The sequence below is a fragment of the Paenibacillus sp. FSL R10-2782 genome (assembly GCF_038592985.1).
GTDB lineage: Bacteria > Bacillota > Bacilli > Paenibacillales > Paenibacillaceae > Paenibacillus > Paenibacillus terrae_C.
In genome coordinates, this window is sequence record NZ_CP151951.1 from 4,711,925 (window position 1) to 4,738,272 (window position 26,348).

General features: G+C 45.0%; 27 protein-coding genes and 2 pseudogenes. 12 read left to right on the forward strand and 17 right to left on the reverse strand.

Annotation, left to right across the window (positions count from 1 at the left end; all coding sequences use genetic code 11):
- Positions 1-114: 114 nt before the first annotated feature.
- The 10 genes from NST83_RS21610 to NST83_RS21655 all read right to left on the reverse strand — a co-directional run bounded on the left by NST83_RS21610 (position 115) and on the right by NST83_RS21655 (position 10,182).
- Complete coding sequence (locus NST83_RS21610) at positions 115-273, reverse strand: hypothetical protein (protein WP_342415639.1); 159 nt, start codon at positions 271-273, stop codon at positions 115-117.
- Positions 274-367: 94 nt separating this feature from the next.
- The gene (locus NST83_RS21615) at positions 368-583 is read right to left on the reverse strand and encodes a hypothetical protein (RefSeq protein ID WP_342415640.1); all 216 of its coding nucleotides are present in this window, start codon (positions 581-583) and stop codon (positions 368-370) included.
- Positions 576-2,600 carry a S9 family peptidase gene (locus NST83_RS21620; protein ID WP_342415641.1) on the reverse strand — a complete coding sequence of 675 codons (2,025 nt, stop codon included), beginning with the start codon at positions 2,598-2,600 and terminating at the stop codon, positions 576-578. Before NST83_RS21620 ends, NST83_RS21615 begins: the two co-directional genes overlap by 8 nt.
- Positions 2,601-2,643: 43 nt before the next feature.
- A complete protein-coding gene (locus NST83_RS21625; RefSeq protein ID WP_342415642.1) occupies positions 2,644-3,648 on the reverse strand; it encodes a dipeptide ABC transporter ATP-binding protein in 1,005 nt (334 codons plus the stop codon).
- Entirely contained in the window at positions 3,645-4,622 is a 978-nt protein-coding gene (locus tag NST83_RS21630; protein WP_342415643.1) for an ABC transporter ATP-binding protein, read from the reverse strand. The genes NST83_RS21625 and NST83_RS21630 overlap by 4 nt, the downstream gene beginning before the upstream one ends.
- A gap of 23 nt (positions 4,623-4,645) precedes the next feature.
- Complete coding sequence (locus NST83_RS21635; protein WP_342415644.1) at positions 4,646-5,578, reverse strand: ABC transporter permease; 933 nt, start codon at positions 5,576-5,578, stop codon at positions 4,646-4,648.
- A 17-nt stretch (positions 5,579-5,595) separates the two neighbouring features.
- Positions 5,596-6,513, reverse strand: coding sequence for an ABC transporter permease (locus NST83_RS21640; RefSeq protein WP_342415645.1), 918 nt, complete (start codon positions 6,511-6,513; stop codon positions 5,596-5,598).
- Positions 6,514-6,599: 86 nt separating this feature from the next.
- Positions 6,600-8,153, reverse strand: a complete 1,554-nt coding sequence (locus tag NST83_RS21645) for an ABC transporter substrate-binding protein (RefSeq protein ID WP_342415646.1) — start codon at positions 8,151-8,153, stop codon at positions 6,600-6,602.
- Between the two features lie 70 nt (positions 8,154-8,223).
- A complete protein-coding gene (locus NST83_RS21650) occupies positions 8,224-9,408 on the reverse strand; it encodes a M20 family metallopeptidase (RefSeq protein WP_342415647.1) in 1,185 nt (394 codons plus the stop codon).
- Positions 9,409-9,456: 48 nt separating this feature from the next.
- The gene (locus NST83_RS21655; RefSeq protein WP_342415648.1) at positions 9,457-10,182 is read right to left on the reverse strand and encodes an FCD domain-containing protein; all 726 of its coding nucleotides are present in this window, start codon (positions 10,180-10,182) and stop codon (positions 9,457-9,459) included.
- 285 nt (positions 10,183-10,467) lie between these two features.
- Between NST83_RS21655 and NST83_RS21660 the strand changes: the two genes are divergently transcribed.
- Together NST83_RS21660 and NST83_RS21665 are read left to right on the forward strand one after the other, a co-directional pair.
- The gene (locus tag NST83_RS21660; protein ID WP_342415649.1) at positions 10,468-10,683 is read left to right on the forward strand and encodes a hypothetical protein; all 216 of its coding nucleotides are present in this window, start codon (positions 10,468-10,470) and stop codon (positions 10,681-10,683) included.
- A gap of 424 nt (positions 10,684-11,107) precedes the next feature.
- Positions 11,108-12,403, forward strand: a complete 1,296-nt coding sequence (locus NST83_RS21665; protein ID WP_342418016.1) for an alkaline phosphatase — start codon at positions 11,108-11,110, stop codon at positions 12,401-12,403.
- Positions 12,404-13,194: 791 nt separating this feature from the next.
- On the opposite strand, the gene ytaF is transcribed toward NST83_RS21665, so the two are convergent.
- Positions 13,195-13,842, reverse strand: a complete 648-nt coding sequence (gene ytaF, locus NST83_RS21670) for a sporulation membrane protein YtaF (protein ID WP_342415650.1) — start codon at positions 13,840-13,842, stop codon at positions 13,195-13,197.
- Positions 13,843-13,977: 135 nt separating this feature from the next.
- Between ytaF and NST83_RS21675 the strand changes: the two genes are divergently transcribed.
- Positions 13,978-14,649: a DUF1232 domain-containing protein gene (locus NST83_RS21675; protein WP_342415651.1), complete on the forward strand. Its 672-nt coding sequence runs from the start codon at positions 13,978-13,980 to the stop codon at positions 14,647-14,649.
- A gap of 250 nt (positions 14,650-14,899) precedes the next feature.
- Positions 14,900-15,334, forward strand: coding sequence for an IS630 family transposase (locus tag NST83_RS21680; RefSeq protein ID WP_342418017.1), 435 nt, complete (start codon positions 14,900-14,902; stop codon positions 15,332-15,334).
- Here NST83_RS21680 and arsC read toward each other — a convergent pair.
- The 3 genes from arsC to NST83_RS21695 form a co-directional block, all read right to left on the reverse strand.
- Complete coding sequence (gene arsC, locus NST83_RS21685) at positions 15,289-15,708, reverse strand: arsenate reductase (thioredoxin) (protein ID WP_342418018.1); 420 nt, start codon at positions 15,706-15,708, stop codon at positions 15,289-15,291. The genes NST83_RS21680 and arsC overlap by 46 nt on opposite strands.
- A gap of 25 nt (positions 15,709-15,733) precedes the next feature.
- On the reverse strand, positions 15,734-17,023 hold the full coding sequence (locus NST83_RS21690) for an arsenic transporter (protein ID WP_342415652.1): 1,290 nt from the start codon (positions 17,021-17,023) through the stop codon (positions 15,734-15,736).
- Positions 17,024-17,203: 180 nt separating this feature from the next.
- A complete protein-coding gene (locus NST83_RS21695; RefSeq protein ID WP_342415653.1) occupies positions 17,204-17,545 on the reverse strand; it encodes a metalloregulator ArsR/SmtB family transcription factor in 342 nt (113 codons plus the stop codon).
- A gap of 313 nt (positions 17,546-17,858) precedes the next feature.
- Between NST83_RS21695 and arsM the strand changes: the two are divergent.
- The 8 genes and pseudogenes from arsM to NST83_RS21735 all read left to right on the forward strand — a co-directional run.
- A pseudogene (arsM, locus tag NST83_RS21700) lies at positions 17,859-18,098 on the forward strand (arsenite methyltransferase); the annotation flags it as partial.
- A pseudogene (locus NST83_RS21705) lies at positions 18,099-18,365 on the forward strand (GNAT family N-acetyltransferase); the annotation flags it as partial. It abuts the pseudogene before it with no gap.
- Between the two features lie 506 nt (positions 18,366-18,871).
- Positions 18,872-19,558, forward strand: coding sequence for a glycoside hydrolase family 16 protein (locus NST83_RS21710; protein WP_085979678.1), 687 nt, complete (start codon positions 18,872-18,874; stop codon positions 19,556-19,558).
- A gap of 181 nt (positions 19,559-19,739) precedes the next feature.
- A complete protein-coding gene (locus tag NST83_RS21715; protein ID WP_342415654.1) occupies positions 19,740-20,057 on the forward strand; it encodes a hypothetical protein in 318 nt (105 codons plus the stop codon).
- On the forward strand, positions 20,054-20,299 hold the full coding sequence (locus tag NST83_RS21720) for a transposase (RefSeq protein WP_342415655.1): 246 nt from the start codon (positions 20,054-20,056) through the stop codon (positions 20,297-20,299). Before NST83_RS21715 ends, NST83_RS21720 begins: the two co-directional genes overlap by 4 nt.
- Positions 20,281-20,526, forward strand: coding sequence for a DDE-type integrase/transposase/recombinase (locus tag NST83_RS21725; RefSeq protein ID WP_342415656.1), 246 nt, complete (start codon positions 20,281-20,283; stop codon positions 20,524-20,526). Before NST83_RS21720 ends, NST83_RS21725 begins: the two co-directional genes overlap by 19 nt.
- Before the next feature lie 60 nt (positions 20,527-20,586).
- Positions 20,587-20,874, forward strand: a complete 288-nt coding sequence (locus tag NST83_RS21730) for a transposase (protein ID WP_342415657.1) — start codon at positions 20,587-20,589, stop codon at positions 20,872-20,874.
- Between the two features lie 166 nt (positions 20,875-21,040).
- Complete coding sequence (locus NST83_RS21735; protein WP_342418019.1) at positions 21,041-21,640, forward strand: IS3 family transposase; 600 nt, start codon at positions 21,041-21,043, stop codon at positions 21,638-21,640.
- Positions 21,641-21,746: 106 nt separating this feature from the next.
- Here NST83_RS21735 and NST83_RS21740 read toward each other — a convergent pair whose 3' ends face one another.
- From NST83_RS21740 to glmM, 3 genes are all read right to left on the reverse strand, one after another.
- Positions 21,747-22,073: a helix-turn-helix transcriptional regulator gene (locus tag NST83_RS21740; RefSeq protein ID WP_342418020.1), complete on the reverse strand. Its 327-nt coding sequence runs from the start codon at positions 22,071-22,073 to the stop codon at positions 21,747-21,749.
- A gap of 442 nt (positions 22,074-22,515) precedes the next feature.
- The gene (glmS, locus tag NST83_RS21745) at positions 22,516-24,348 is read right to left on the reverse strand and encodes a glutamine--fructose-6-phosphate transaminase (isomerizing) (RefSeq protein WP_342415658.1); all 1,833 of its coding nucleotides are present in this window, start codon (positions 24,346-24,348) and stop codon (positions 22,516-22,518) included.
- Positions 24,349-24,980: 632 nt separating this feature from the next.
- Positions 24,981-26,321 carry a phosphoglucosamine mutase gene (gene glmM / locus NST83_RS21750; RefSeq protein ID WP_342415659.1) on the reverse strand — a complete coding sequence of 447 codons (1,341 nt, stop codon included), beginning with the start codon at positions 26,319-26,321 and terminating at the stop codon, positions 24,981-24,983.
- Between the last annotated feature and the right edge of the window lie 27 nt (positions 26,322-26,348).

Here is a 26,348-nt window from a genome sequence, read left to right on the forward strand (position 1 = left end):
TCAACGAAATATGATGCAATTCAGTTTATTAATTAGCCCATAAAATAAAAAACAGTCCCGATCAAAAATGCTCATCAGGACTGTTGGGCGTAGCTATGGTAACTGATCTTCCCTTTAAAAGCTATCATCATTTCGATATAAAAGCTTAATACTTACGATTCTCTGCACGCTGCCTACTTCTTCATTGTCCTCCTCAATCACCTGCCACTGTCTGCCAATCAGCCCCTGCAAGGTATCGATTTCACTAGGATCAAGGTGCAGATTCTTCAACATGATTCCATCCTGCTCATAATCCTGATCTATGATTCGATCAAAACGAAAATAAAGCAGCCTTTTCAATCCATTGATGTGTAAAAACTTAAATTCATTAACCGCTGCGGATCGCTTCTTCCCACTCGTCCCCTATGTCTTCTGCCGTTTGACAGCGTTCTTTGAAGTCCATTGTTTTTTCTTTAACCTTGTCGAGTAAAGGAGAAAAATCCTGCTTCTTTATGCACTCAATGATGACTTCGTTCTGCTCACCACTTGTACGCAAGTTCTCGATCAGAAAGGCAACCGGAATCGACAATTGTACTTTACTCACCGAAGTCAGCTCCTTTACTCAAGTAGGAATTAAACCAGGACACTACTTGCTCAAATTGATCTACACGTAGAGACGGTTTACCGCTCTTCAGCAAAGAATGATTGGACCCGGGATAGCGAATGAGGCGTGTTGTTTTGCCCAGCCGCTTCAGGGCTGTATATAACTCATCCCCTTGTCCAACCGGGCAACGCAGGTCTTCCTCGCCGTGTAAAATCAGCAGCGGAGTTTCGATGTTATTTACATGCGCCAGTGGGGATTTGGACCAGAGCAGCTCAGGATCTTCCCACGGATTAGCCCCGACGATACCCTCCGTGTAGGAAATACCGATATCACTCAAGCCATAGAAGGATAGCCAGTTGGAGATGCAACGCTGCGTAACGGCGGCACGGAATCGGTTCGTGTGGGAAATGATCCAGTTGGTCATTAAGCCTCCATAGCTGCCTCCAGCCACGCCGAGCCTGGTTTCATCTATATAATCATACTGGTTCAGCGCAAAGTCCAAGGCGTCCAGTACATCGTGATAATCTCCTCCTCCAAAGTCTCCCCGACAGGCTTGTGCAAAATCCTGTCCATAACCGAAGCTGCCGCGTGGATTGGTCATCAGCACGGCATACCCCTGTGCAAGGAGCGTCTGCATCTCATGGCTATACGTGCTGGTATACATCGCATGGGGTCCCCCATGAATTTGTAAAATCAAAGGAACCCGTTCTCCAGGGCCGAGTCCAGACGGTTTGAAAATCCACCCCTGTACCTTGAATCCATCCGCAGCCTCGAACCAAAAAGACTCTGGTACACTCACCTGCAAGGAGGCCATATAATCGTCGTTATGGCGTGTGAGCTGCTTCTCTTCCCCTGTCTCCAGGTTCATTTGATACAGCTCTCCAGGCCGATTCACATCAAGTGCTGCAAAAACCAGATAGTTACCATCAGAAGATAATGTGTACTGATAGATATCTCTATCACTTCCGGCAGTTACTGCTTGAACACTGCCGTCCATTGTGAATCGGTATATGTGAACAGCACCCTGCACCGTCCCGAGCACATACATTTCTGGCTTCATCCTCGCAGGAGCATATACCGGAGATGGAGACGGACCAAAGGATTTCATATCACTTAAGGCGAAGTTGCCCATTTGCATATCCAATTCAGGAAACAATAGCTGCGAGGCTCCCCCCGTAACAGGCACCGTATACAGGCGGTTCTGACTACCACTGCCATAGATGCGATCGCTGGCGATCAGAGTCAATGCTTTGCCGTCCGGTGCATACGAAAATTGGCTGATCGCCAATCTGGAATCCGTAACCTTCACCAGATAACTGCCGTCGCAATCGACCGTATACACATCCGAAAACGAAAGCAGGTCTGCATCCAGCTTGTCGTCTTCTACACGTTTGGACAAAAACGAAATCCGCTTGCTGTCCATGGACCATACGGGATAAGCAGCATTCCAAGGTCCCGAGGTGATTGGGGTGACCCGGCCGTTTTCAAGCTCCAGAACAAATAGATGACTAAATAGACCGTTCCACCAGCCCAATCCTTCAGCTTTGGGAGTGGTGCGATCCACGATGCGCCCCCGGTCACCAGACTGCTTGCTGTATTCCTCAAGCTCCATGGCTTCCCGCTCGGCGTTTATACTAACCATACTTGTAAATACAATATACTTCCCGTCCGGCGACCAGACGAATGCACCCACTCCACGCTTCACCTCGGTCAGTCGCTGTCCCTCTCCACCTTCAGCCGGAACCGTCCATAGCTGCTTGCTTCCATTCACCACACGTAAAAAAGCAAGCTTCGATCCATCAGGTGACCAGGCAGGAGCTGAATCCTTATTGCCATCGGTCAACGGCTTATCGTCAGCCCCAAGAAGCGATACGACACGGATGTGCGTATGGTAGTCATTCTTTGAACGATCTATGCTTTTGTGGACGTAGGCAATCGTTCCATCGGAACTTACTGCCGGATCACTGATCCACTGATATCCGTATAAATCCTCCGGTACAATTGATCGTTTATTCATGAGTAGCCTCCTTTTTCGGTTAACTCCTACTTCCAAAGGTTATCTATTCGTGAGCCATCTGCTTATGCAGGGGAAAATGGCAGGCCACAATATGCCCTGGAGTATGCTCTTCGAGCAGTGGTCCCTGTTGACGGCATATTTCTTGTGCATATGGGCAGCGCGTGTGAAAAGTACAGCCCGAGGGCGGATTGGTCGGATTGGGGATTTCACCTGTCAAGGTTATTCGCTCTTTGCGCAGCCTCGGGTCTGGGACGGGTACTGCATCAAGCAATGCTTTTGTATATGGATGCTGTGGCCTTGCAAACAACTCATCACGATCTGCAAGCTCCACGATTTTGCCCAAGTACATCACTGCAATACGGTCGCTAATATGCTTGACGGAGGGCAGACCGTGAGCGATGAAAATGTAGGTAAGTTGGAACTGCTGCTGAAGCTCTTTTAACAAATTCAAAATCTGAGCCTGAATCGACACATCCAGCGCAGATACAGGTTCATCGCAAACAATGAGCTTCGGTTTCATGGCAAGCGCTCTCGCTATGCCGATCCGCTGCCGCTGTCCACCACTGAATTCATGGGGATGCCGATCTGCTAAATGAGCACCTAATCCTACCGTCTGCAACAGTCGAAAAACTTCAGCTTTAAGCTCTTTCCCTTTAGCAATCCCGTGTACCCGAAGCGGTTCGGCGACGATATCAAAGACCTTCATTCTCGGATTCAAAGAAGAGTACGGATCTTGAAATACAAACTGTAAATCTCGTCTGACTTTGCGTACTTCTTCGTCCGTTAAATCAGACAGGCTTTGCCCTTGAAAACGAATTTCGCCTGCCGTGGGCTCCAGCAGTTGTGTAATCATTTGTCCCGTTGTTGATTTGCCGCAACCTGATTCACCTACAATACCTAAGGTTTCGCCGGGCATCACCTTAAAACTCAATCCATCAACCGCCCGTACATAACCGCTTTTTTGGGAAAACCAGCCCTTTTTCACAGGATAATATTTTTTAAGCCCATTCACTTCGAGAAGCGGTGTTCCCTGTGCTGTCTCATTCATACTGACACCTCCTCCATCCGCAGACATCTGACATAGTGTCCTTGATCCTTGGCTTGTATTTCAGGATGAATCCTGGTGCACTGTTCCTGGGCATAAGGACAGCGGGGATGAAAGGGACAGCCGCTCGGCATCTGCATCATATTAGGAACAGTACCGGGAATGGAATCCAGCCATTCTCTCTGTTCCGTAAGCTTGGGGAGTGATCCTAGCAAACCAATCGTATAAGGATGCCCCGGCTTTTCAAACAAATCAAATACGTCCGCTTCCTCGACCACTTCCCCGGCATACATCACGACCACCCGGTCCGCCATTTCCGCGACAACACCTAAATCGTGAGTAATAAGAATGATACCTGTATTCTCTTCCTTGCTCAGCTTGTGGATTAAATTCAAAATTTGAGCCTGAATCGTAACGTCCAGTGCCGTCGTTGGCTCATCAGCGATCAGCAGTTTAGGCTGACAGGCCAAGGCCATTGCGATCATGACCCGCTGACGCATTCCTCCAGATAACTGATGCGGAAAATAACTCACCACTTTCCACGCACCGGGTATGCCTACCCTCTCCAGCATCTCAATACTTTTCTGCCGTGCCTCCGATTTGCTCAGCTTCTGGTGCTGCCGGATGACCTCACTGATTTGGTTACCAATCGTAAATACCGGATTCAGCGAACTCATCGGCTCCTGAAAAATCATGGATACCTCGTTCCCCCGATATTTTCGCATTTCCCCCTTGGACAGTTTGAGTAAGTCTCGGCCTTCAAGCAGAATCTCCCCACCCACGACTTTACCCGGCGCAGCCACTAGACCCATAATAGACAAGGAGGTTACACTTTTACCGGAACCGGACTCGCCAACAATAGCTACCGTTTCGCCTGGATTCACAGTGAAGCTGACACCGTTGACCGAAGGAACGATGCCATCCTCCGTTTTAAAGTAGGTTTTCAAATGGTTCACTTCAAGCAATTTCGTGGTCATCTTTTCCGATCCCCCGCTTTCTGTTATTCTTTCGCTTTCATATGGGGATCTAACACGTCTCGAAGCCAGTCACCGAGGAAAATGACGCCCAGGACCGTGATGGTAATCGCCAGACCGGGAAACGTTGCCACCCACCAGCTCGTGGCTACATACTGTCTCCCATCGCTCAGCATGCCACCCCAGGACACTGCTGGCGGTGTGATCCCTAATCCGAGAAAACTAAGAGAAGCTTCCATAATAATCGTTGTCGCCACACTCATACCAGAAATTACAATGAATGAAGACAAGACGTTGGGTAAAATGTGCTTCAACAGAATCCTGCTATTTTTTGAACCAATCGCTTTGGCTGCTTTAACGAAGTCCCGTTCCTTGATACTCAATACCTCGCCCCGGACCACCCTTGTATAAGAAACCCAATTCGTAACGCCAATAACAAAAATAAGTGTAGTCATGCCAGGCCCTACCACGGCCAGGACGACCAGCATCAGCAGAATAGCCGGAATGGCCAAAAAGGCATCGGCAACTCTCATAATGATGGCATCCACCCATTTACCATAAAAACCGGCGAGGAGTCCGAGAATCGCGCCAATAGTGCCTGAGACCAGAACTGCACCGACACCGACGATAAGCGAAACTCTCGCCCCGTATACGATACGACTCCACATATCCCGTCCCAGGTTATCTGTACCCAGCCAATGCTCCGGCAATCCACCCGCCAGCCACATGGGCGGCTTCAGACGATTAAGCGGGTCAATATCCGCAGGATTGTGACTGGCCAGCAGAGGGGCACATAGTGCCGTTAAGCAAACGAGCAGTATGATTATTGCACCGACCGTTCCAGTTTTACTTCGTAACAGTTGCTTCCATACGCGCCCGATACCGGACGGATGTGTTTTCTTTTGGTCATCCAGGTCTAGGTCTGGGCCAAGGGCTTGTACATCATGAATACCTGCCACACTTCCTCCTCCCCTCTCTAGCTGTATTTAATTCTTGGATCAAACAGTCGGTAAACGACATCGGTTAAAATATTGCTGATAACCACAATAAAGGCAATCACAAATACAGCGGCCTGAACGATAGCCATGTCGTGTGTATTCACAGCGACAACAAGCAGTTGTCCCAAACCCGGCCATGCGAATACCGTCTCGGTAATCAGTGTGCCACCGATCAAGCTCGTAAATTGCAAGCTCATAATTGTAACGACCGGAATCAATCCATTGCGAAAAGCATGTTTTCCGATCACCACAATTTCGAGAATCCCTTTACTTCGGGCTGTTCGAATATAGTCCTGATTCAAAATGTCCAGCATACTGGAGCGAATGAGTCGGGTCATCTGTGCAGAAAGACCGACACCCAGTGTAAAGGCTGGAAGTATTAAATGCTCCATCCCGCCCCGACCGGACACCGGAAGCATCCCCAGCATGACGGAGAATAACAATATGAGCATAATCCCCATCCAAAAGTTAGGCATGGCCTTTCCGACTACGGATAAACTGGAAATGATTAAATCGGTAAAGGTGTTACGTTTGACTGCTGAGATGACGCCCAACGGCACTGCGATGATGATCGCAAAAATCATGGCGGCTACTGCCAATTCAAAACTGGCAGGCAGCCGTTCCAGCACTAATGGCAAAGCCGATTCACCATAGCGAAACGAGGTGCCAAAATCGCCTTGTAAGGCACTGCCAATAAATTTAATGTATTGTGCATATAATGGCTGATCCAGCCCAAGCGCTTGCGTTAATACTGCACGATCCTCGGCTGTAGCGGTCTCAGGCAGCATCAGGGCTACAGGGTCCCCGGTTACCCTCACCAGGATGAATACAATCAGAGAGACAATCAGCAGTACAGGAATCACCTGCAACAGCGATTTGGCGATATAAGTTTTCAATCCGTCACCTCCATAACCAGCAGGCTTAATTTTAAAAGGACGGGCAGGAACCTGCATCGAGGTCCCCGCCCGTACACTTCTCTGATTTATTTTGCAGGTGCAATATCCTCTGCATAGAACATCTCATCGCTTCTCGGTTGGAAATCCACACCGTTGCTGGTGCCATAAATCCCTTCCATTTGGAAAAGATAGACGGCCGGACGATCTTCAGCCAATATCTGCTGCACTTGCTGATACTCTTTTTCACGCGAGGCTGTATCCAGATTCGTCAGGGCATGCTGCAACAGCTTTTCTACCTTCGGATTGTTATAATCCGTTTCGCCTTTAGCTTCTTCCAACAGGTAGCGATTATAGTTGTTGGAAGCATCAAACAGGGAATTACCAATCCCGATCATAAACATTTCCTTGAAGGATTTGGAGCTGTAACGCTCACTGAAAGCGCTTGGCTCCAGCACGTCCAATTTAATGTTGAAGCCTTCTTTATTTAACATGGCGGCTACGACTTCAGCATACTCTTTGTATATTGAGGATACTGAAAGAGTTAATGCTGGACCTTCACCAGTGTATCCGGCCTGCTTCAACAGTTCTTTGGCTTTAGTCGGATCATATAATGTTTTCTCATACAGGGAAGGATCAGCACCAAAGTTGCCTGGTGTAACGGAAGTACGGGTTACAATCCCGGCACCGCCTGCGATGCTATCCACGATTCCCTTTTTATCAATCGCGAGATCTATCGCTTCTCTCACTTTGGAGTCAGCCGTAACACTGCCTTGGCTTTGACGTAAAATCAATTGCAAGACTCGCTGTATCGGAGCCTTGACGATTTTTTTGCCCTCTTCGCCTTGAATACGTTCTATATCGGTGGATGGGATTCCAGAGGCAATGTCAATCGAGCCAGCGAGCAGTTCAGATACACGCGTTGAGGCTTCTGGTATGGAACGAAAAACAACCTGATCCCATTTGGGCTGACCTTCATAGTACTTATCGTTTTTAACCAGTACTACACGATCATCCTTCATCCATTGACTAAACTTATAAGGGCCTGTACCGATTGGATTTTTAAGGAATGCCTCTATCCCATTTTTCTCAATATACTTGGAAGGTACGATCCCAGCTCCCATTTTGGATAAACGATTCAGCAGCAGCGGATCTGGCCCGTCGGTTATGATATCTGCTGTATGTTCATCCACTACCTTCACTTCTTTAATATTTTTAAAGTAGGAGTTTTGTTTGAGCGTGTTATCCTTTGCCACTCTTTCTATCGTATACTTCACATCTTCCGCCGTGAATGGATCACCGTTATGGAAGGTTACCCCTTCGCGCAGGTGAAAACGCCAAGTCGTATCATTTACCTTTTCCCAGGTAGTTGCAAGTCCAGGGACTTTCTTCTGCTGACTATCATTTTTCAACAAGTAGTCAAATACGTTAACCAGAACGGCTTCACTCGCAGTGTTGTTATTGTTATGAGGATCAAAGCTCTCAATATCCGTAGCACTTGCGATCGTTAGTACTTTACTGCCGGTCGATGTCGATGCTGCGGTGTCTTTACTACCGCCTGTGGATGGGGCACCGCAGGCTGCCAGGATCATCACAGCAATCAGTAACGTAATCCCGCTTGTAAACCACTTATGTCTATACATCTTGTCCACTCCAGTCCATTGAGGTTGTATATTGCCACACAGCTGCTTCTGAGCCTCTCAAACCCGATTTTTATTTTGTCTTCAAAAAATTCAGCGCTATGGCCGACATCATCGCTACTCCATAAGGCAGTACCGATTCATCCAAATCAAACTTGGGATGATGCAATGGATAGCTTGTATCTTCATCTCCTCTCCCCGAGCCCAACCGGAAGAAAACACCGGGTACCTGCTCACAATAAAAAGCGAAATCTTCCCCGCCTGTTGATGGTTTGATGTAGTTCCACTCCTTGGAGCCAAACAGTTGCTCACTCGTTTCGGTCATCAAATCGACCATATCCGAATCGTTCTGCACAACCGGGTAGCCATGCTGATAATTTAATTCATACCCGGCCCCGAATGACTCACATACCCCACGAACCACCTGTTCAATTAGCTCAGGCATTCGACTGCGCAGTTCCGCAGATAAAGTTCGAACGGTACCGATCATCTCTACTTCAGGTGCAATGGCAGCTCCCATATAACCGCCACTAATTTTACCAATCGTAATGACAATGGGCTCAAGTGGATCAACCAGACGGCTTGGAATATTTTGCAGAGCAGAAATAACCTGCGCGGACACGGCAATTGCGTCTATCCCCTCATGTGGACGAGCAGCATGGCCACCTTTGCCTATAATTTTAATCGTTAAGCCATCTGCGGATGCAAAAGCCACCCCTTTGCTGACCCCAAGTGTTCCTGTCTTCAAACCCGGGAACATATGTAGTCCTGCCATCGCATCTACTTTTGGATTTTCCAACACACCATCATCAATCATAGCCTTGGCCCCGGCCAAACCTTCTTCAGCCGGTTGAAAGACAAATTTGATATTTCCTCTTTCAGGCCGCCCCAGCTTCGTAAGTAACTGCGCGGCTCCCATCAGTATTGCTGTATGGGCATCATGCCCACATAAATGTGCCTTTCCCGGAATCTGTGACTGATAGGGAGCCGTTTTTTCATCCTGAATCGGTAAAGCATCCATATCTGCCCTTAGACCGATGGTAGGCCCCGGGCTTTTTCCTCGTAACAGACCTACAACCCCGGTTTTACCTACATTTGTTATCACTTCCAGCCCAAGTTCACGTAAGTGTTCAGCCACAATTCCCGATGTACGAACCTCTTCATAGCCCGTTTCAGGATGGCGATGAAAGTCTCTGCGCCAAGCAACCAGCTGATCTTGAAGCGGTCTGGATAATGCTAAAAGTTCATTTATATTCATTATTATCATCCCCGCTCGAATCATCTTATTTTTTCTGTTTAGTACCGACTAGCCTTTTGCAACCAATCTTGCATAAATGGCGTCTGCGGAATGTCCGATATGGTGCTTCATCACTTCCCGCGACTTCTCAGCATCCCGTGCACGAAGTGCACTCAGAATTTCCGTATGGACGTCGTAGTTCACCGTCCGAATCTGATCGTCATAGGGCATGAGATCTAGCGATGGGTTAATTTTGGTCCGAATCTGCCTAACTGCGGCTTCACAAAATGGGTTGCCCGATGCCTTAGCAATGGCTAAATGAAACTTGACATCCAAGGCCCGAAACCATTCTCGGGTACAGTCCGCTTCAATGCTCTGATCCAGATAGTGCTGAAGCAAGTCCAGTTCATCTGTGGTGATCCGCGCAGCCGCTAAAAAAGCACCCTCAGGCTCCACAATCATCCGATATTCAAAGACCTTCAGCATATGCTCCCAATCTTTTGCGATTTCTGCCCGGGTACGTTTATGAGAGTTTGCTGTCACGGGAAGAACAAAGGTCCCTCCCTTGGCACCTACTCTCTTCTCAATGAGCCCCTTGGACTCCAATTGGGATAGCGCCTCACGGACTGTAATTCTGCTGGCATTAAATATCTCTGCGAGTTCCCGCTCTGTTGGTAGCTGCTCCTCGCTAAGCAACTCTTTTAGAATAATAGCCTCTTCCAACTGCTCTCTAATAAAATCACTCACCTTTTTAGCTGATACTTTTTCAAAGTGCAGAGGAGATGGGATTAACATATCAACACTCCGATCCATAAATCTCTAAGGTCTAAACCTTATACCTTTTTCGAGAACAAAAAAATAATCTGTAGTAATCATAATACCTAGTAAACCTATATGCAATACTTTTTTTCTAGAAAATAAGGTATTCTATTAAATTCATTCCTTCGTAACAATCTTCCACATATATAGCCACTCGGAGGTGGGTGTTTATCCCTCATCGGTATTGTCGTTATCCAGTTTCAACTTACGGTTGTAAGGTTTGCTCTTATGCACCTGGCCCTTCTAGGAGGTGCATTCGGATTGTTGGTAGGCACCAAATCCATGTTGGGAGCCATGCTGGCCATACTTGTCGGCTCCTTTTTATTCGGTCCGTTATCTACCAGGATTAAATTAGAGCCTGCCATTACAGGTGCTTTCTTAATGACGGGCTCATTGGCTGCGGCGTTAATGCTCATATTGGTGGAATACCTGCTATGGAAGTCTTCGGCCTGTTTGCTGGGAGTATTCTCATCCTGACTACATTCGATATTTGGGTGCACGCTTTCCTTATCATTTAACTTACCAACAGATGCATCCATAACGATGATTAGCGTAATCATTTTAAGCTTTTGCTTTATTTTCTCCCGAAAATAATTATTAATGGAGGTTTTCATTTATGAAAATCGCAGAAGTACATTTAAACTGGCTTTCCCCCTGCTAGCTTTTGTAATGGGAGCGGTTATTTTTTTATTGCCTAATTAACGTGCCAACCAACAACTTATTTCTTCCACTTTACATTTTGATTACATAAAACTATCTCTCCCCTCATATACGAATACTAATATTATCTATGTGTTAGCCGATTATCATCGGTAATCTACGAACAAATAATAGGGGGTACTTTATGTTAGGCCATTTTTTCAAAAAAATATTACCTATCGTTATGGTGTCATCAATCACAATGACTGGCATTGTGTCAGGAGGAGCTTCTACACAAGCAGCTTCAGACACAAAAAAAATTAAAAATGTAATTTTTTTAATTGGTGATGGCATGGGTCCATCATATATTTCTGCCTATCGGTATATGAAAGATAACCCGGCAACCCCTCTGATGGAAAAAACAGAGTTTGATCAGTATCTTGTAGGTGCTCAAACGACGTATCCGGAAGATGAGTCTCAAAATATAACAGACTCCGCTTCAGCTGCCACAGCAATGTCTGCCGGTGTTAAAACATATAATGCTGCCATTGCCGTAGATAACGATAAAACTGATGTCAAAACGGTATTAGAGCAAGCGAAGGAAAACGGGAAATCTACCGGCTTAGTTGCAACATCTGAGATCACCCATGCTACTCCTGCAGCATTTGGTGCACATGATGTTAGCCGCAAAAACATGAACGCCATTGCTGATGATTACTTTGATGAAAAAATTAATGGAAAGCACAAGGTGGATGTCATGCTTGGTGGTGGACTAAGCAATTTTATACGTAAAGACCGAAACTTAACTGAAGAGTTCAAGAAAGCCGGTTACGGTTATGTCACTGATCGGGAAGGATTGCTGAACAATAAAAACGATCAAATTCTCGGTCTGTTTGCCCAAGGTGGACTAGATAAAGCCATCGATCGTGCCAAAGAAACACCTTCTTTAGAAGATATGACTAATGCTGCAATCAGCCGATTAAATAAAAATGATAATGGTTTCTTCCTGATGATTGAAGGAAGCCAAATCGACTGGGCAGGCCATGACAACGACGTGGTTGCTTCCATGAGTGAAATGGCGGATTTTGAAAAAGCATTTAAAGCAGCAATCGACTTTGCCAAGAAAGACGGCAATACATTAGTAGTTGCAACTGCTGATCATTCTACCGGCGGATTTTCGGTCGGTGCAAATGGAGAATACAACTTTAATGTAGCACCAATTAAAGCAGCAACGCGCACACCAGATTTTATGGCTAAAGAAATTGTTGCTGGCGCAAGTGTTGAAGATACACTTAAGAAATATATCTCCTTAGATCTTACAGAAAGTGAAGTTCAATCGGTCAAAACTGCTTCTGCTACAAAGGACGAAGTTAAAATCGATAATGCCATTGAAGCCATCTTCAACACTCGTTCATTTGCTGGTTGGACAACAGGTGGTCATACTGGAGAAGATGTGCCGGTCTATGCTTACGGGCCAGGGAAAGAATTGTTTACGGGACTTATCGACAATACAGATAATGCAAAGATCATTTTTGATATTCTGAAAAAAAATAAATAACAAAAGATCCTAGCTATAAGCTGCTTCCGGTACTCGACCGGAGGCAGCTTATTAATCTTCGTTGCGGTCGATGCAATTCTGCCTCTGCGTTCGCCATTAATCATGCCACATATCAACGAGACAAAAATCTCGGTGTCTGTAACTTCAGCATTTATCACCTTAAGGATGTTCTCAATAACCTCAGAAGCTTTCTTGTTTAACATTAGCTCAAGATTTTTTCTTGTTCCGCAAAAGCGGTGCAATGTTGCCTTACTTATGCCTGAGGCTTCCGCTAATTCTTTGATTGTGCTTCTTGGGCTGTCAATTATGGCAACGGCAAGGAGTTTTAGTAAATTGTTTTCATTGTAACTTAATCCCATTTGGGCTTCTCCTTTGTTTTTTATTACGAAATTTGAATCCACATACGTTCAAATGATCCATTTTTATATCACATGAATTAAAAAACATATAATATTATATGAGTCAATATCGTCTCATTTTTTGTAAGTATCATATGGTTCAAAACAGAAATCATTGGTGCAGTCAGATACGGTAACTGGTTCACCAATGGTCGTATTGACATTCACCATGTCCTTTAAATGATCTTTCGCCGTTCTGACAAAAGATTGCAATGGATGCCATGTCATTCCATTCACCTCTCTACAATAGTCCTATTATGCCACTGTAGTCAGGATTGAAAAAGAATAAACTGCGTATCCTTGCATCAATTGTCTTTGCCCGCATAAAAAACTAAAAAAGCCATCTCTCCACTACATCAGTGGAGGGACGGCTTCAATTAGCAGTACGCTCACTTATCCAAAAAAAGTATTGCAAGCAATCAAAATAATGATAACGCCGCTTAAGGCCGTACTGAACTGACCTAATGTGAAAGAGCCGATACGAATCGCCGACAATTTTTGTCCAAGGATCACACCAAGCCAAACCGTGATATAACTGCCGATTGCCGCTGTCAGAGAGATCGCAATGGGTGACAGTCCTATCAGACCTGCACCGATCCCATTCGTAACGGCATTAGCAGCAAGTGCAACCCCCAGCACCGCTGCCTCAAGGTATCCAATAGTGCCTGATTTGTCTTTATCCACGATTTCTGGATTTTGTAGAATTCCTTCGAGTGATCGGCCTGACACTTCCTCCCCGGCTTCTTCACTGTCCTGTCTGGATTCCTGCTTCTTACGCGGTACTGCCAGCAGAATGATGCGGGTACCGACAATGAACAGCAACAATGCTCCAATTAGGACGGGTAATATACCCGGAAGAACCCTCGCCAGCCACTGACCGGATATGATCCCTGTCATGCTAAGGATGAAACAGATGACCGCAATGATTAAATTTGATAAATAGTTAATACGTATACCCCGAATCCCATAAGATATTCCAACACCCAAATTATCCAGACTGGATGATAAAGCAAAGCCAAAAATTAAAAGCCACGCAACCATGGGGTCCTCACTCCTTGTTGTCAGTTTACAGTCATACTATTGAGCATATTGCAAAAAGGTGCTCATCATCTCTAAAAATGTTGAGATCCCCTCAACATTTGGTTCAACACCAACACAAGGTGAGGTGAACTGCAAATGTCCGATGCGAAGAGAAACGCCACACTAGGTGAGACACTGCTCACCTTGCTGAAAGAACGTTCTTTATCAATGCGCAAGCTAAGCGCTGCTACCGGCATTGATACGGCCACCATATCGCGAATCGTTAACGGGAAGCAAAGAGCCAAGCCTGAACATCTGGAAGCTTTTGCTTTTCATCTTGACGTTCCCTCTGCTCCACTCTTCCAAGCTGCTGGTTATGTCGCCTCCACTCCCCCTACTCATCAGAACCACCCAAACGATATCTACTCCTCCATCAACAGCATTAAAGAAATTCTTCAAGCCTCCAACCTCATTGACCAACAGTTTACTGCCGAGCAGGTTCAAAAAGAACTGAGCAAATACGAACCCTATGTCCTAACCGAAGAAGGAGCTCAGATTATCCACAATGACTTTCCCGGTAAAGTAAAAAGCGTCAACGGCGCGGGACCTTTCATTGAGGAGCTCAAGAGAATGTATCGGCTCTACAGTAGCGATAATATCACCCTGGAGGAGCGCTCGATCCTCGGCAGCGGCTTGTTGTACTTCGTCTCCGCCACAGATATTATCCCCGATTATGTATTTCCTTTAGGTTATCTGGACGATGCGATTGCCGTGCAAATTGTATTGGGTCGTCTCCAGAATACGAGGAGCAGCAAGCCCCAATCGTGACCTCGGATTGTCATACTGACAGGGCAAGAACCTATGCATGGATCGTCAAAAAAAGAGGCTGTCTCCCTTTGCAGAAACAACTCTGCACAGGGGACAGCCTCAACTTCAACTCTAACTCGTTATATTCCCAAGAATCCCTAATCACGGATGTAGGGGTACCCATTCCATAAATCACTTGCTGCTTGAAAGACCCTATCGAAAAAGATAGACCGGCCTATATAACTGGTTTCCCAAAGGAAAACAGCAACAGATTCAAACTCATAGCAAGCATGAAGGAGCCAAGTTGTTTGGTGCGATCCACTACGAGACGGGGCAAGTCCATCACTATGAAGTCGAACAAGCGAATGTGACCGCCTGGATTCGTTTTCTGGCGATGCTGCTGGAATCTTACCCAACCGGAAAAATAGTCCTTATTTTGGATAATAGTCGCATCCATCATGCCCGGGCGCTTCAATCCTTTTTACAAAAACACCGTTGTTTGGAGCTTGTATTCTTGCCGCCCTACAGCCCCGATCTCAATCTCATGGAGGGCGTCTGGAAGTGGCTCAAGAGTGATATCATTAACAACGTATTTTTCAAAAAATTTTACCAGATTCGTCTCCACGTCACGAAATTTATGACTCCCGACTTGACGTTCTATTATTCGCCAGTTACCGCAAATTGTTTAATGCGTTCTCCCACCTGATCACGAACCCGCTGGAAGACGGCCCACTTTTCTTCTTCCGTTCCCTCTGCTTTGGCCGGATCGTCAAATCCCCAATGTTCACGGCGAACTTGTGGAGGTGTGATGGGACATTTATCGGCAGCATCCCCGCACAAGGTCACAACCAAATCGGCGCTGTTCAGCAAGACAGGATCAATGATATCCGAAGTTTGACCAGAAATATCAATCCCTACTTCATTCATCGCTTGTACCGCTTTAGGATTAAGACCGTGCGCTTCAATGCCTGCACTGTACACATTCCAACGATCTCCCAAGTATTTCTTGGCCCAGCCTTCTGCCATTTGACTCCGACAAGAATTACCGGTGCACAAAAAGTAAATTGTCTTTTTTTCCATCATAAACGTCTCCTTTAATGTTCAATTATGAAATAACTAACCACAGATATAAGCCCAGCAGGGTAATAAAAAGTGTAGGAATCGTTAAAATAATGCCTGTTTTAAAATAAGTTCCCCAAGAAATTTTAACGCCTTTGGAGCTAAGCACATGCAGCCACAACAATGTGGCCAATGAACCAATCGGGGTTATTTTCGGCCCCAAATCCGATCCAATCACATTAGCGTAAATCAGCGACTCTTTGATCATGCCGGTTGTATGGGTGGCATTTATAGCAAGCGCATCAATCATGACCGTAGGCAAGTTATTCATCACCGACGAGATAACCGCCGCGATAAAGCCCATGCCCATGGTGGCCACAAACATACCTTGATCAGCAGCCGCTTGAATCACATGAGCCAGCAGATCCGTCAAACCGGCATTACGCAGACCATACACCACAACATACATCCCAATGGAGAAAAACACGATGGCCCATGGAGCGCCCTTAATAACTTCTTTCATTGGGACCGCCGGACTTCTTCTCGCCATTAGCAAGAAAAAGATAGCAACGATGCCGGCTACCACCGAAACAGGAATATTAAAAAATTCGCTTGCAAAGTAGCCAACCAGCAGAACCGCGAGAACGATCCAGGAAATACGGAACATTTTTAGGTCTTTAATCGCTTCTGCAGGCGCTATTAACTGTGCAGCATCAAACTTTTGGGGGATCTTTTTGCGGAAAAAGAGATACAATACCAAGATACTAGCCGCTAAGGAAAATAAATTAGGTACAATCATGCGACTCGCATATTCCATAAACGTGATGCCAAAGAAATCGGCTGATACAATATTCACCAGGTTGCTGACCACAAGCGGAAGCGACGTCGTATCCGCAATAAACCCACTCGCTATGATGAAAGGAAAAACCATTTTTTCGTCCAATTTCAGTGCCCGAACCATCGCTAGAACAATCGGTGTCAGAATTAAAGCCGCACCATCATTCGCAAAAAAAGCAGCGACAACGGCGCCAAGAACGCTCACATAAACGAACATCCGGGTTCCGCTTCCCCGCGCAACTCGTGCCATGTGAAGCGCCGCCCATTCGAAAATGCCGATTTTATCAAGCACCAACGAAATCAGGATGATGGCCACAAAAGCCAAAGTCGCATTCCAGACAATCCGAGTAACTTCCCAAACATCATGCAAATCTACGACACCCAACAGTAGAGCAAGTACGGCTCCTCCGCAGGCTGACCAGCCAATAGACAGATTTCTAGGCTGCCAGATCACCAACACTAAAGTGGCTAAAAATATAATGCATGCCAACAAAACCAATGTACAAAACCTCCATATACCATGATGTCCAGTTCTTTATCTGCTCTTTCTACAAATCCTTTCTCTATTTAATCCACCATTCTCACATTATTTTTAAAGCATATACTTATATTATACTTATATTTAAACCAGCATTATCTCAATAGGGAGATAAACTGAACAACCTTTAAGAGGGGCAAGCTAAGCTGAGGAATCCGGTCCACAAGATGCTATGGATCCCTCTTTATTCAGCCATTTTAAAATATGCTTTGAATCTGGCATACATTCAAGCACAGCTTGAATATGAGGCTTGTCGTCTACGTTTAAGGAATAGAATACCCACTGACTTCGTTTTTCTTCTTTTACGATCCCTTGCGACTTTAATTTTCTTAAATGCTGGCTAATGGCAGGCTGCGACATATCGAAGATGTCCACGAATTCGCAAACACACCATTCTCTTTCTCTTAGCAGGGAAAGCATGGCCAAGCGGGTTTTATCCCCCAGTAGCTTTAAATGATCGGCTACATAACCAAGTTGTTCCAATGTGTAACCCCCTTTCAATCATATAAATATATGCTTATATACTAATTTGTCTCCATTCTAAAATCAAGTATATATTACTTGCAATTTACAAATTTAAATCCAAACAAATGGAGGTTTTAAAAAGTGCGAAAACATCTATGCGCCGGAATACCTATGATCAAATTCAACTAAAAAAGTCGGTTGTCTTTTGACTTTTTTCTCCCAACGCCAGTTCAAACCTCTACTGCTGCTAACTAAAACTAAGAGTATTCAGATTCTGTTCCACCTATCCCATCCAAATTAAAGGAGTGTTTTGATATAAATAAACTTACATATCATTACGACTACAGAACTCCCTTCTGAACTAAAAAACGACCTGAATGAGCTGTATTCCGGCTGTATTTCCGGCGCCTCCTCATTGGAAGAAGTAAAATCCATGCTGCAGCAAAGGGGATTTACGAGTATTAGCATCGAACCTAAAGATGAATCCAAATCATTCATCAAGGATTGGGTGCCTGGTGCAAACGTAGATGATTATATTGTTTCCGCAGTTATAAAAGCCAAGAAAGCCTAATGTGCTTATGATGGCGTTGCGAACCTTTCGATTTACGTAGACCGAACCTTTCGCAGTAAAGGCGTTGGTAGTGCGCTTCACTCGGAATTAGAGAAAGAGGCTAATAAAAACAATTTTTATAAGATCGTCCTGTCCACCTTCTTCTTTAATGAAAACGGTCAGATGCTTTATCGGAAGATCGGTTACCGTGAAGTCGGCGTTTTTGAAAAGCAAGGAGTTATGGACGGCCAATATATAGACGTAATGATTTTGGAAAAATTGCTCTAAACCATAAAGATAGCAAGCCCCCCTAAAAAGGTCTTGCTATCTTTTCTTTAACCATCCTTCTTTGATTCAACTTCTATAGCACGATGATGAAGCGTGGCGGCTCATGATGTGTGCATGCCATCTTGGATTTGGCCCACAGCTCTTTTGCTCCGCGGGCTGCGTGAAACGAACGACAGGAACATAGATCTCTTTGGCCGGGGTGGGCCGGGTGCTCTCGCCCGGCGTAGGCGCTCTAGTTATCGGCGTGAGTAACGGCCCAGCGGTGCATTTTTAAACCACAACTTGATAAAATTTAGGTTTTTTAAAATTATGTTTTGAGCGTTAAGTTTGCTATTGTGTACGCCTCAATATCACGCTACAATGAAAATACCAAATATGGAAGCGCTTTATATTTCTTCGGTAAGCCTGTCAATACTTGAAATAATGTATCATTGTCAGACGTTTCTTTATGTTTGGTCAATCTTTTATGGAGGTGTAAAATGAAGAAGAAATCTTGGTTCACTTTAATGGTCACTGGTATTGTCTCTCTGTTTTTTTCGGTAAGTGTTTATGCGGGGAATGTTTTTTGGGAACCACTTAATGGTTTCAATTCGGGTGTATGGCAAAAGGCGGACGGATATTCCAATGGGAACATGTTTAATTGCACTTGGCGTGCCAATAATGTCAATTTTACGAACGATGGCAAAATGAAGCTTGGCTTAACGAGTTCCGCGTACAATAAATTTGACTGCGGAGAGTATCGATCGACGAATACTTACAGATACGGCTTATACGAGGTCAGCATGAAGCCTGCTAAAAATACAGGGATCGTATCTTCCTTTTTTACGTATACGGGACCTACTGATGGCACGCCATGGGATGAAATAGATATTGAATTTTTAGGCAAAGACACGACAAAAGTGCAATTCAACTATTATACAAACGGGGTCGGTGGTCACGAGAAGATTGTTGATCTGGGCTTTGATGCATCAAGAGGCTTTCACACCTATGCATTCGATTGGCAGCCAGGATACATTAAGTGGTATGTTGACGGGGTTCTAAAGCATACAGCAACTACGAACATACCGAGCACGCCAGGCAAGATTATGATGAATTTATGGAATGGCACTGGTGTTGACGACTGGCTAGGTCCATATAACGGAGCGAATCCGCTATACGCCGAATACGATTGGGTAAAATACACGAGCAATTAGCCCGTAGTACAAAACCAGCCCTGTAGTGAAGTGCACCCCTTAGAATAGACATTGGATAACCCCCCTGGTTTGTCCGATGAAATTCTAGGGGGTTTATTTTTATGGCGATTAAAGGACAGAGGTTTAAAACTTACTCGGGTGAAACCAAAAAAGAGGCCATTCGTTTACATGTGGAGGAAAGATGGGCTTATCGGAACATTACGGAGCATTTTGGGATTCAAGACCACGGGCGAGTAAAGAAATGGATGAAGAGATACCGAGGCTAGGGGAATTTGGGCTACTGGATCAACGGGAGCATCGTAAAGAATATACCGATCAGGATAGAAATATTCAAAAGCTCAAACGGGAAAATGAAATGCTAAAAAAGTGTTTGGAAATCTGGATGCAGGAGGTAAAACGTCTAAATATAGAGTCATTGAGAGCGCCGCAAAAAATTACGCCGTTAGCAACCTCTGCAAACTCTTTGCTGTCTCCAAAAGTGGATATTACGCTTTCTTGAAACGTAAAGGAGTAGAACGGGACCAGGCCGCGAAAGAACTCATTCAGAAGGTGTATGAACGGGATAACGGAGTCTTGGGTTATCGCCAAATTCAACTGTTCCTGCTACACGACCATGGGGTTTGGATGAATCATAAGAAGGTACTCAGAATCATGCTGGATCTAGGAATTCGTTCGAGGATCCGCCGCATCGTTGTAATTATGTTTCTTCTGAAGGAGGTCGGGTGGCAAAAAATATATTGAAACGGGATTTCAAGGCGGATGCTCCCAACCCCAAATGGGTAACAGACATTACGCAATATCGTGTAGGCGAGAAGTCGCTCTATCTCTCAGCCGTGAAGGATTTGTTCAATAACGAAATTATCGCTTATCAAATGAGCACCAGGAACGACAATGAACTGGTTCTCCGAACCTTTCAGCAGGCGTGGACTCAGCAAAAAAGACGTGACCGGACTGTGATGCTAGACTAAAAAGTGGACACCGAGAAGCGAGAATGCGAGAATAAAATCAAATTCATTCGAGGTGTCCACATGAGTATAAAATATGACAAAGCGTTTAAAATTCAGACCGTTCAAATGATTCAGGAAGAAGGGAAAGCCGTCGCCCAAGTAGCGAGAGAGCTGGGAATTTCCGCAAACACACTGTTTCGTTGGTTAGCAGAATACAAACAGGATGGCGGCGAGGCCTTTCTAGGCAAAGGTCATCTAAAAACGGAAGACCAAGTCACACGAGAACTACAGAAACGAATTCGTGATTTGGAGCAGGAGAACGATATTCTAAAAAAGGCCATGCACTACTTTGCCAAAGACCGGCACTAATCTTTGTATTTATACATCAATACCGCTTCCAGTGCCCGGTTGCAAAGATGTGCGAATGATTGACGTCTCCCGAAGCGGTTACTATACCTGACTGCAAAACCGAACGCGCCCAAGTGAACGAAAGAAACGGAGAATCCGGTTGGAGCAGAAAATTAGATAACTTTCCCTGCAATCCAGACGACTCTATGGCAGTCGGAAAATCTATCATTCTCTCATTAAACAAGGCATTGACGTATCCGAAAAAACAGTAGCCCGAATCATGAAACAGTTGGGGTTGAAATCGAGAACCGTGAAGAAGTACAAAGCCACAACGAATTCCAAACATCCGATGCCCGTCCACGAAAACCACCTGAGCCAGCAGTTTTCCGCTGAGGCGCCAGGGGAAGTGTGGATGACAGATATCACCTATATTCCCACCGATGAGGGATGGCTTTACTTGGCCAGTGTTATGGATCTATATACCCGTCAGATTGTAGGTTTCCAAATGGGATCCAGAATGACAAAAAAACTCGTCCTTTCCTCATTAGAACGTGCTTACCAGACTCACCGTCCTGTCGGCGAAGTCCTGCACCATTCAGATCGCGGCAGTCAGTATGCAGCCCATGAATACCAGGAAAAGCTTGCGGAATACGGCATGAAGGGGAGCATGAGCCGAAAGGGGAACTGTTATGACAATGCTTGCATTGAATCGTTTCACAGCATTTTGAAAAAAGAACTTGTATACCTGGACACTTACGTTCATACCTTACCAGATTTATATGGATAGCCGTGTGTCTATCTCAATCGGATGGATTATATGTCTAATGTGAACTTAATAACATAACTGCAGAAGGCTTTGCAAAACTGAGTCCCCTATATGGTTCAGTGAAGGTTTATTTATCTCTACACCGCTTTAACTTCAAATTTACGATCTCCTCTATTTCCTGTTTGTTGTCCAGGTCTAACTTTCGAAATCCTGTGATTAATTTTGATTCAAGATCATCTAATTTTACTCGAAATAATCCGTTATAAGAAATTAACGTCTCTTCAAGTAACAACCAATCTAAATCAACGTCGAAATTTAGTTTTAGGGAGATTATGGTCTCTAAGGATGGTTTATACTTATCTTTCTCCAATTCACTCAATGTACCCTGAGAAATACCAATAGTTGATGAAAAGTCAGTTTGATTAAGCTTATTTAATTTTCTTATACTCTTTATCTTTCACCCAAAGTCTTCATTGCTCCACCTGCCATCCATAAAGAATTAAATAAATACTTTATTTATAAATATATATTTTAGATATTTGTTGTATTTAGAGATAAAAAACATTTTTTACATTTCGATAACAAACTCTTTATTTCTCATACTGTTTTCAACAGAAACTTGAAATTATCTTGCTTCAATTACTTTAAAAATACCAATACAGGAAAGGGTTCAAAGCTCATTGATTTGTCATGCAACTATACTTGTTCTGATTGAACCAAAGCAGTCGCCTCCTGAATTTAATAAAAAAGCCCGATGATACTTGCTCATCGGGCTTTTGTTAAATACTTACTAAGAAGAGATATTCTTGTTATCTGTCATTAATATTTAGTACACAACTTTATTGTCTATTTCTCGATTATCACCAGACAGCAGCCTTTGTATCGATATACTGACCTTACTCAACCGTTACACTTTTCGCCAGGTTACGTGGTTTATCCACATCATGCCCCAATGCAAGAGAAGCGTAGTAAGCCAGCAACTGGAGAGATACAACCGAAATCGCAGCAGACAGGATTGGAAGTGTCTTCGGAATTGCAAATACCTGATCCACCGATTTCAGTAGTTCAACAGCGTGCTCTTCGTACGTAATCGCAAGAACATCTGCGCCACGTGCTTTCACTTCCTTGATATTGCTCACGGTTTTCTCCAACACGGATTCCTGTGTTACCAAAGCGATAACCGGAATGCCGTCTTCGATCAATGCCAATGTACCATGCTTCAGTTCACCCGCAGCATAAGCCTCGGAATGAATGTAAGAGATTTCCTTGAGCTTCAGGGAGCCTTCCTGTACTACAGCATAGTCCTGACCGCGACCAATAAAGAATAGGTGCTTGTGGCTAGCAATTTGCTCAGCATATGCTTTGATTGCGTCTGCTTTACCCAGCATTTCTTCCACCTGCTCTGGCAGTGATTCCATAGCAGCCAACACTTGAGCTACTTGCTCATCCGTTTGTGTGCCACGTACTTGAGCCAGATACAGACCAAACAGGTAAAACGCAACCAACTGCGAAGAATATGCCTTGGTGGAAGCTACGGCAATTTCAGGTCCTGCCAGTGTAACCAACACATCATCTGCATCGCGGGCAATGGAACTGCCAACTACGTTTGTAATCGCCAGTACATGAGCGCCGTTCGCTTGTGCTTCACGCAGTGCTGCCAACGTATCGGCAGTTTCACCGGATTGACTCACTACGATTACCAATGTCTCTGGTGTTACGATTGGCGAACGATAACGATACTCGGAAGCCACATCGTTTTCCACCGGAATACGAGCCAAGCTTTCAATAACCGTACGACCAATCAAACCAGCATTGTAGGCTGTACCACAAGCAACGATTTGGATATTGCGAATATTTTTAATTTGTTCTTCTGTCAGCTTCAACTCAGGAAGAACAACTTTTTTAGTTTCTTTGTCGATTCGGCCCAACATCGTGTCACGGTAAGCCTTAGGCTGTTCGTGAATTTCTTTCAACATGAAATGCTCATAGCCGCCTTTTTCCGCTGTTACAGCATCCCATTCGACATGAATCATTTCCCGAGAAATAAATTGACCTTCGATTGTCATTAATTCGACGGCATCACTAGTCAAAACAGCCATTTCGCCATCGTTCAAAATAAATACATTGCGTGTATATTTCAGAATAGCCGGAATATCGGAACCGATAAAGTTCTCGCCTTCTCCCACACCGATAACCAGCGGGCTTGCTTGACGAACAGCTACCAGCTTATTAGGCTCGTGCTCTGTCAACACACCCAGTGCAAAAGCACCGCGCATAAAGGTAATTGCTTTTTGTACCGCTTTGACGATATCCCCTTGATATTCGCGCGCAACCAGATGGGAAATAACTTCCGTGTCCGTTTCGGAAATAAAGGTATGACCTTCGCTGATCAGCTGTTCTTTCAGTTCCAGATAGTTCTCAATAATCCCGTTATGAACCACAGAGAACTTTTGGCTCTCATCCAAATGCGGATGGGAGTTTTCATCTGAAGGCTTACCGTGTGTTGCCCAACGTGTATGCCCGATGCCTGCATGGCCTACCAGCGGCGCACCATCCAGCTTCGCTTCCAGATTCGCCAGACGACCTTTAGCCTTAGCTACTTGCAGTCCTGAATCTGTAAACACAGCAATACCCGCAGAGTCATAACCGCGGTACTCCAGCTTTTTCAATCCGTCAATCAATACCTCTTGCGTATTCTGATCACCAATATATCCTACAATGCCACACATATTCGTTATCCTCCCGATCATCATTTCACAGGACGACTCATCACAGGACTAACGTGTGCGGTAGATTGCGGAATAAAGTTCATTCATCTATGAAGTTGTCAATGATAACTATAGAAAATTACAGGCATCTCTTCACGAATGTAACGAAATTCCCAAACCGCGCACGCCAATGATGATGGCCGCACATTCATGAAATGAATCTTATAATTTAGGTTATAAAATAAAAGCATCTATCGGTGCGTTGTGTAAACAGTTGCCTGCTTATTTTCCGCTGCCGATTTACGGGTCGATGCCTCACCGGAAGGTCCCCGCCGAATGTTTCGAACACCTTCACCTCGTCAGCTCGCTTTGCCGTGAACCCATCTGTGAGCAACATCATCCAAATTGAATGATCTGCCTCACCAACAAGTTCCCCCGCGCAAAATCAAGCTCTGGCGCTTGTATTACATTACCTTACAACCCTCACTTTCTCTTTCTGAGTCACAGCATCCCTATATTATATTCAGCTCAGCATCATTTGGCAATGACACTTTATTCATATTTGCAGGTTCTGGTAAGTATTCAATTAAAAATAATATCTGCAAACGCGGTCGCCTGCTTACTTTCAACAGGCAACCGACGTTTACAAAATTTTAAACCAATTCTTTTTTTACAACATCTACGATCTGTCCGACAAACTGCTCCAGCTCATCCTTATTCGGCCCTTCTGCCATAACACGAATAAGCGATTCTGTGCCGGAAGCACGAACCAATACGCGTCCATTATCACCCAATTGCTGTTCCACCTGCTCAATCGCTTCTGCAATGGCAGGATTGCCCTCGTAATTGCGTTTGTCCTGTACACGCACATTAACTAGCACTTGGGGATACTGCTTCATGAGCGATTTCAGCTCACTCATCTTTTTACCGGAAGCTTTCAGGGTATCCACCAGTTGAATCCCGGTCAACATACCGTCGCCTGTCGTATTGTAATCGAGGAAAATCACGTGACCTGACTGCTCACCGCCCAGATTAAAGCCGCCCCGACGCATTTCTTCCATCACATAACGGTCACCAACCGCTGTTTTTGCAGTCTTGAGCGCCAGCTTTTCCGTTGCTTTGTAAAAGCCAATATTACTCATCACAGTCGATACAATAGTGCTGTCCTTGAGCTTTCCAGCGCGGTTCAGCGCATCCCCACAGATGCAAAGGATATAGTCGCCGTCTACCTCTTCCCCGTTCTCATCAATCGCGATCAGACGGTCTGCATCGCCGTCAAAGGCCAGACCAATGTCAGCTTTCAAGCGACGCACTTCCTCTTTCAGCTTCTCAGGATGGGTTGAGCCACAATGATCGTTGATATTCAGTCCGTTTGGCTCCGCACCGATGGTGTGAACTTCGGCTCCCAATTCCGCAAAAAGCTTTGGCGCCAGCTCATAAGCCGCTCCGTTCGCACAATCCAGCACGATTTTGAGCCCTTCAAAAGAATGGCTAATCGTTGTTTTCAAAAACTCCAGATAATCGTAGCGAGAATGCTCGTCTACAACAACTGTACCTAATTCGCCGCCAATCGGACGAGGCAATTGATCCTCTTTCGCATCCATCAGCTCTTCAATTCTTAGTTCCGTTTCATCTGTCAATTTAAACCCGTCGCCGCCAAAAAACTTAATTCCGTTGTCTTCCACCGGATTGTGAGAGGCCGAGATCATGACACCAGCGTCCGCTTTTAATTGACGCGTAAGATAAGCGACTCCCGGCGTTGAAACGATACCCACACGAACCACATTAGCCCCTATAGACAGCAAACCGGCTACAAGCGCCGATTCCAGCATCAGACCAGACACCCGTGTATCCATACCAATAACAACTGTCGGTTTTTCTACATTCCCTGCTAAAACATATCCGCCGCAGCGACCAATGCTATATGCCAGTTCTGCTGTAAGTTCCTGATTAGCAATGCCTCGTACACCATCTGTACCAAAATATTTCCCCATGATAATGACTCCCTTTTTTGTCTAATG